General features: G+C 68.4%; 3 protein-coding genes and 2 pseudogenes. 4 read left to right on the forward strand and 1 reads right to left on the reverse strand.

Going from position 1 to position 6,712, the window contains the following annotated elements; translation table 11 throughout:
* Nucleotides 1–36 precede the first annotated feature (36 nt).
* Entirely contained in the window at nt 37–2,460 is a 2,424-nt protein-coding gene (locus tag ABH937_RS36785; protein WP_370220750.1) for a ricin-type beta-trefoil lectin domain protein, read from the reverse strand.
* A gap of 763 nt (nt 2,461–3,223) precedes the next feature.
* Here ABH937_RS36785 and ABH937_RS36790 point away from each other — a divergent pair.
* The 4 genes and pseudogenes from ABH937_RS36790 to ABH937_RS36805 all read left to right on the forward strand — a co-directional run.
* A pseudogene (locus ABH937_RS36790) lies at nt 3,224–3,394 on the forward strand (trehalase-like domain-containing protein); the annotation flags it as partial.
* A 91-nt stretch (nt 3,395–3,485) separates the two neighbouring features.
* Complete coding sequence (locus tag ABH937_RS36795) at nt 3,486–4,868, forward strand: MFS transporter (RefSeq protein WP_280691627.1); 1,383 nt, start codon at nt 3,486–3,488, stop codon at nt 4,866–4,868.
* Nucleotides 4,869–5,175: 307 nt separating this feature from the next.
* Nucleotides 5,176–6,183 carry a transposase gene (locus ABH937_RS36800; protein ID WP_370146150.1) on the forward strand — a complete coding sequence of 336 codons (1,008 nt, stop codon included), beginning with the start codon at nt 5,176–5,178 and terminating at the stop codon, nt 6,181–6,183.
* A gap of 271 nt (nt 6,184–6,454) precedes the next feature.
* Nucleotides 6,455–6,610 (forward strand): annotated as a pseudogene (locus ABH937_RS36805) (transposase); the annotation flags it as partial.
* Nucleotides 6,611–6,712: the final 102 nt, after the last annotated feature.

Raw genomic sequence — 6,712 nt, forward strand, 5'->3', positions numbered from 1 at the left:
CGGTTCGGGCCCGCCCGCCCGGCCGGCGCGCGGACGTTACGGCAGCGTCCACCGCTGGTTGGCGCCGCCGTTGCAGTCCCAGATCTCCAGCTGGGTGCCGTTGGTGAGGGAAGCGGCCGGATCGTCCAGGCAGCGGCCGGACTGGGCGCCCTTCAGGGTGCCGTCCGCCTGCGGCGTCCACTGCTGGTTCGCGCCGCCGTTGCACTCCCAGAGCTCCGCCAGGCTGCCGTTGGCCGTGCCCTGGCCGGTGACGTCGAGGCACTTGCCGCCGTGGGTCAGGGTGCCGTTCTCCCAGGTCCACGCCTGCGAGTCACCGCCGTTGCAGTCCCAGAGCTGCACGGCGGTGCCGTTGACGGTGGAATCGCCGTTGGCGTCCAGGCACTTGCCGGGCAGGGCGGAGGCGACCGCGCCGGTCTGGGTGCCGGGTGTGCCGGGGGTGAGGGCGAAGTCGTCGAACTGGTCGGTCTGGTAGGCGGTCACGCCGAGGCCGGCCTGGCCGTTGGTGAAGCTGGCGTCGATGGAGCTGCCGACCACGACCCCGTCCACCGTGGCGGACAGGGTGGTGCCCTGCATGGTGAGACTGACGGTGTGCCAGCTGGCGGTGCCCAGCGCCTTGGCGGTGGTGCCGCTGGCGAGGGTGGTGAAGTTCCAGCTGGTGTCGCTCTTGTCGATGGACCAGGCGCCGGTGTCACTGACCCGCAGGTGGTAGGCGTTCAGGCCGTTGTTGTTGCGGCCCTGCTGGTTGACCCGCCCGAGCAGTTCGATGGTGCCCGGCTGCTCGAACATGGTGTCGGCGCTGACCGTGTAGTTGCTCCAACTGCCGTCACCCATGACGGTGTACGGGGCGTCGTAGGGCTCGTCGGTCCAGCGGATCGGCGTGGTCGGGGTCATCTGGCGCAGGCAGCTGCCGGTGCGGCCGCCGCCGCAGGGGACGGTCTGGAAGGCACCGTTCATGTCGGTGAAGTACTTGGGCGAGGTGGTGGTGGCCGGCGTCTCGAAGTCGTCCCTGTATGGGAGTTGGAGCGCGGCGGGGGCCGGCGGGGTGGCGGTGCCCTTGCCCTGGCCGGTGGTGGTGGTCACGGTGTACACGTAGCCGGGCCGGAGGGTGAGCGTGTACTTGCCGCCGCTGGGGGTGACGTCCTGCTGGTGGACGAACCAGGCGGCGGGGTCGGTGGAGTTGAGGTCGGTGGCCCAGACGTGCACCTTGCCGGTGGACAGGCCGCCGGAGACGGTGAAGTTCGCGGTCTGCGCGGTGGTGGCGTCCATGGTCTCGATGACCGTGCTGTAGTCCTTGGTGGTGGGCGACTTGAGCGTCACGTAGCTGCCGTTGCCGCGGTTTCCGCCGAGGTAGCCGCTGGCCGAGTCGATGTAGTGCCAGCCGGGCTGGGCGAACTGGGTGGTGTGCGCGGTGACCCAAGTGGTCTTGCCGATCGCGTAGTTGCCGGACCAGGGCTGGTCGGCGATCGACATACCGTCGCCGGAGAAGTAGAGGTTGGGGTAGAGCGCGGCGATGACCGGCCAGTTGATATACGAGGTCATCCTGCCGTCGAGGTAGTCCCGGTTGATCGCCCGGGCCACCGCCGGGGCGCCGCCGTTCGCGTCCTCGGAACCGTTCTCACTGGCCCACAGCGGCTTGCCGAGCGACTGCGCGTTCGCGGTGCTCGGGCAGGAGGAAAAGGAGCCGAGGTAGCCGCAGGGGTAGTGGACCCCGACGACGTCCACGGCCTTCTTGAACGCCGGATCCGTGGCCATGTCGTCCGCCACCGACCAGTCGCTGTCCGCGGCGACCACCTTGGTTCCGGAGTAACCATGCTTGATGAGCGCCGACTTGAGGTTCTCGTACCAGGTCTTGTCGTAACCGCGCTCGTTCCAGCCGCCCAGATAGGACACGTTCAGGTGGTGCTGCGCGGCGCAACCCATCCAGGACATCAGGTAGTCGATGGTGTCCTGGGACCAGAAGTTGCCGCCGCCGATCCAGCCCGGTGCACCCCAGGACAGGCCGTAGAACTTGATATTCGGGTTACGGGCCTGGGCCTGCTCGGCCAGCCACCACTCGTAACCCTGATTGCAGTCGACGGTGCCCATGGTGTGCTCGATGCTCGGCTCGGCGCCGTCGGTCGAGTTGGTGTCACCGCCGATCTCCAGCTTCAGGACCTGCAGCGAGGCTCCGTAGCCGGGTTTGAAGAGGTAGTCGAGCAGCTGGCTACGCTGCGGCTCCGGATAGTCGACCAGCAGACGGGAGTTGCCACCGCCGCCCGAGATGGCGCCGACACCGTCGAAGGTCAGACCGGGCTTGATGCCGCTGAGCGCCACGGCCGTGGCGGGGGCAGGGGCGGCCGTGGCGGGGGCAGGGGCGGCGGCTTCGGCGGCAGCCGGCGTGCCGAGGGCGGTGCAGCCGAGAAGGAGCAGGGCTGCGCCGAAGGCTGTACGGAGTCTTGCGGGCATGACGCTGCGACCCATGGGGGGACTCCAGGGGTGAGGGTGGGGGATTGGGTTCAGACCTGCTCAATATGAAGGCTGACTGAGCAAGAGTCAACAAGTTCAAACAAATGCGGTCGCGTACGCGCATCCGACCATCCACGGCGACCGGCACGCCCTCACCAAGGCATCCACCAGCAGAAGTTGACGGAAAGTCGAGGGAGGCGTCCGTCGATGACCACAGCAGCTGCCGAGCGATGTCTAGACAATTGCTGATGCCGAGCACCACTCTCGGCCCCGTTCGAACAAAGACCGTTTCTTGCCATTTGACATTTTACTAATTGGACGTCCTGGAGCCCTCGCCGATCAGACTGACTGCAGCCTCGACGATGAGCCACTCATGCTGCCCCGACCTGTCCTGCCTCGGCCCGGCGGATGGTGGCCCTGCCGGTGGGGTCTGCGCTCTGGGCGGTTGGATGACGGTGACAGCGGGAGTGGCCCTGAACCCACCGTTCTGTCGAGCCTGGTGGCAGCCCGGGCGGGCGACACCCCCGCGCGTCGGTCCTGCTCGGCCGCGAGCGTGGTGAAAGGGTACGAGCACACCCGGAGACGCGCTTTCCACGGTGGCGCACCCGCCGCGTTCATCGAGGCGCGGCCCCGGCGGACCACCGTGGACGAGCGGTGGCCCGGGCGCGCAGCCGTGTCACGACGTGACCGAGGTGCCCTGGCAAAGGGGCGCACTGGCGCGGCCGGCGCCGGTGCAGGGGCGCCGTGGGCGGACCCGATCGAACGAGGGAGCCTTCCTATGAGTGCCTACCCGGCGATTGCCGATCACGGAATGCCCGGCGATCTCCAGAGTGCCGCGCTGATGTCCTCCGACGGGACCATCGACTGGTGGTGCGCGCCGCGGTTCGACTCTCCCAGCGTGTTCGCCTCGCTGCTCGACAGCGAACGCGGTGGCTACTGCCGGCTGTCCGCCCACCTGCCGGGCGGGCAGGAGCCGGTCGTGGTCGCCGCGGCCATCGCCCTCGACGAGCAACTCGACAGGGCCGAGCGCGGTGACGCCGATGTCTGACGCCACCCCGGTCCCACGCACACCCGCCGCCGGTCGGCGGATCATCGCCCCGCTCGCCCTCGCCCAGTTCATCTGCAGCTTCGCCGGCTCCAACATGAACGTGATGATCAACGACATCAGCGAGGACCTCGACACCACCGTGCAGGGCGTGCAGGTGGCGATCACCGTCTTCCTGCTGGTGATGGCCGCCCTGATGATCCCCGGCGGCAAACTGACCGACCGCTACGGCCGCAAGCGGTGCCTGCTCACCGGCCTCATCGTCTACGGCGTCGGCGCACTGCTCAGCGCCGCCGCACCGGGCCTGGGCGTCCTCATCCTCGGCAACTCCATCCTCGAAGGCGTCGGCACCGCCCTGCTCATCCCACCCGTCTACATCCTCACCACGCTGCTCTTCACCGACCTGACCTCACGCGCCCGCTCCTTCGGCACGATCATGGCGCTCGGCGGCATCGGCGCGGCGGCCGGCCCGCTGCTCGGCGGACTCATCACCTCGGCCCTCAGCTGGCGCGCCGCCTTCGTCTTCCAGGCCCTGGTCATCGTCGTGATCATCATCCTCAGCCGCCGGATCCAGGACCCCCTGCCGCCGGACCCGACCCGCCCCTTCGACACCGTCGGCACCGTCCTGTCCGCCCTCGGACTCGTCCTCGTCGTCACCGGCATCCTGGCCGCGGACAACAACGTCTGGCTGATGCTGGCCCTGCTCGTCCTCGGCGCGCTCCTCCTGACCGGCTTCTTCCTCTGGGTCCGCGCCCGGGAACGAGCCGGCAAGGAGCCGCTGCTGTCCACCAGCCTGTTCCGCAGCCGCGTCTCCAACCTCGGGCTCGTCACCCAGAACACCCAGTGGCTGCTCCTGATGGGCGTGTCCTTCACCGTCGCCTCCTACCTGCAGGTCGTGCGCGGATACGACGCGATCCAGACCGGCGTGATCTTCACCGCCGCCACCCTCGGCATCCTCACCACCTCCCTGGCCGCCGAACGCCTCGCGAAGCGGCACGCCCAACGCACCCTCATCCTGACGGGATTCGCCACCTCGATCACCGGGATCATCGTCCTCATCCTCATCGTCGCCGGCTCGCCCAGCCCCTGGGCCTTCGCCCCCGGACTGCTCCTGATCGGCCTGGGCCTGGGCGTGATGCTCACCCCCTCGGTCAACATCGTCCAGTCGAGCTTCACCGAGGAACGCCAGGGCGAGATCTCCGGCCTGTCCCGCAGCGTGTCGAACCTCGGGTCCTCACTCGGCACCGCCATCGCCGGCACCATCCTCGTCGCCGGCCTCACCAGCCACGCCTACGCCGCTGCCATGATCACCCTGGCAGCCGTCGGACTCATCGGCCTCACCGCCACCGTCTTCCTGCCACACACCCCCGCACCCTAGACGCCGCCACATCCGGTCGCGTTTCTCCGAGTCCGCGAGCACTGTCGACTGACCCGTGAGGGGCCGTCGAGCCCCGTCGGCCTGGAACCCACCAACACGGGATCCGGCTGCCTGACGGGCTGACCACGTCCTTTTCGCGGGACTGTCTGAGATCTTGTATGCGACCTGGTGATCCAGGGCAGGCCGGAGCTGCGAGTCCGGCCGGAGAGGATCACGAGGGTCCGAGAGTGAACTGACGGAGCGGAAGATCTCCGGGGAGATCGAGCGGGCGCCCGCGCAGGGCCTGGATGTCCGTCTGGGTCGGGAGTTGATCGAGCGGGCCAGGGCCGAGGGCGTGTCGCTGACCGGCGAGGATGGCCCGCTGGCCTCGATCACCCGGCAGGTCCTGCAGGCCGCGCTGGAGGCCGAGATGAGCGATCACCTCGGCTACGAGAAGGGTGAGCCGGGCGGAGCCGGTTCGGGCAACCACCGCAACGGCGCCTCCCGCAAGAGGGTGCTCACCGAGATCGGCGCGGTCGAGCTCGCAGTTCCCAGAGACCGGGCCGGCACGTTCGAGCCGCAGATCGTGCCCAAGCACTCCCGCCGGTCGGTGTCGCCCACCCAGGCCGGCCAGCGCCGGCGGTGGCCGGTAGGGTCGGGCGCCATGACCGACTGGACCGGGGTGCGTGATCGGATTCTGGCACTTGCCGCAGTGCCGGGCAGCGACAAGGTGTTCGGGGCGAGGGCCCACGGCTTTGCGCTCGATGACCCTCTGGCTGCCGCCGAGGTGGCCAACCTCGAGGCGTGGCTGGATGTTGATCTGCCCAAGGACTATCGCTCGTTCCTGCTGCATGTCGGAGCTGGCGGGGCTGGTCCGGCTTACGGCATTCTCCCGGTGCGGCGCGATGGTTCTGCAGGCTGGCACTGGGTCGGAGAGCTCCTTGAGGAGGTCGAGCCGGGCATGTTCGCCGAGCTGTTTCCAGGAGGGACGGACCCGGTGGCAACGGTTGAGATCCTGGCTGAGCGGCCGTTGCGGGAGGACTTCGACGACCTCGCCGATCTCGACGCGGCCTTTGAGGTGTGGGAGGAGCGTCTGGGCGAGGTGCAGTACGATCCGCGCCGGACAGCCGGGGCGCTTTGCCTGTGTGATGAGGGCTGCGGGATGGTGGTCTGGCTGGTCGTCACTGGATCGGAACGCGGCCGAATGTGGCGTGACGATCGCTGCAACGGCATGGATCTTCATCCGATGCACGACGCCGACGGCTTCCCACTGGACTTCGCCAGTTGGTACCTCGGGTGGCTCACAGCCGCCGAGACTGCCTGCGGCCCCGACTGATAACAGGAAGTCCGCTGCTGATCTTGGAAACCCGCGGCTCTACGCCTGTCGCCCGGTTGGGGGATCTCCGGCCCGTACGCGCATGGAGAGAGGGCATCCTGCACAGCTCGTGGGTGTCGAAGTCCACGCGCAGCAGGAGGCTCTGTGCCGCAGTCTTCCGTACCACCCTCGCAAGCGTCCAACTCGGCTGCCTGGCAGTGTGATTGTCTCGCGCACGTGTACGGGAACGCGGCCAAATCACGGGGAACGTGTGCGACGCTACCCGTCGGACATGACCGACGCTGAATGGGCAGCGGCCCGACCACTGCTGCCGGTGCCGCGATGGCTACGCGGGCGGGGCGGCCAGCCCGAAGGGTACTGCCACCGCGCGATACTGGACGCGATTCGCTACCTCGTCGACAACGGCGTCAAGTGGCGGGCGATGCCCGTTCTAACTTGATCTTTAAGCAATCGCCTCGAACGAGCCGTCGAACTTGATCACTCGTATCGGTAACCGCCGTACGCGGAAGCGGCCTTCGCCTGATCATGT

This window comes from Kitasatospora sp. GAS1066B (assembly GCF_041262605.1).
GTDB lineage: Bacteria > Actinomycetota > Actinomycetes > Streptomycetales > Streptomycetaceae > Kitasatospora.